At 70.0% G+C, this 580-nt stretch carries 1 pseudogene; it reads right to left on the reverse strand.

The window, feature by feature from the left end:
- Nucleotides 1–580 (reverse strand): annotated as a pseudogene (locus FGX59_RS40040) (hypothetical protein); the annotation flags it as partial.

The following is a 580-nucleotide window of genomic DNA, read 5'->3' on the forward strand; positions in this document are numbered from 1 at the left end:
GGTACCCGCTCCAGTTCCGCCAGAGCGCCCGGCCCAAGTGCTTTGACGCCCGCAGGATCTCGTTGCGTGCCCGGGCTCCGGCGGTGTCCGGCTTCCATGGCCTCGCAGTCCGCCTCGGCGGAAGCGAGGAGGATGTGCAAAAGGTCTGGGGGAGTTCAGGCCGGTCCGCTTCAGCGGCAAATCCTCATGTGGAGGATCTGAGGGCTGGACGCGCGGAGCCCTGCCCGACGAACCGCCGCCGCGCCGCGGGCCGCGATGGCGTCATGGCAGCCGCGGGTGTCATAGGCGGCGCCAGCGGTGCTCGAACCGGTGGCGCAACCGCCGACAACTCAGCGCTGACGGCGGCGATCGCCGCGTCCACGGGGATCTGGGCGAGCCGATCAGGCAGCATCCCTCGCCGGTTTGCTCGGACCGGTGGCGCTCACCGGCTCGACGTCGCCGACATTGCCGGAGGTGACCTCGCCCGCCCGGATCTCCAATCGTCGTCGGGGAAACGGTCCCCTGGACGGTTTCCTGATCCTCCTCCATCTCGTCTATGCCGGAGTGGATCTTGCGCCATGAGCGGGCCGCGCCACCGGTC

This window comes from Poseidonocella sp. HB161398, assembly GCF_005870025.1.
Taxonomy (GTDB): Bacteria; Pseudomonadota; Alphaproteobacteria; order Rhodobacterales; family Rhodobacteraceae; genus Mangrovicoccus.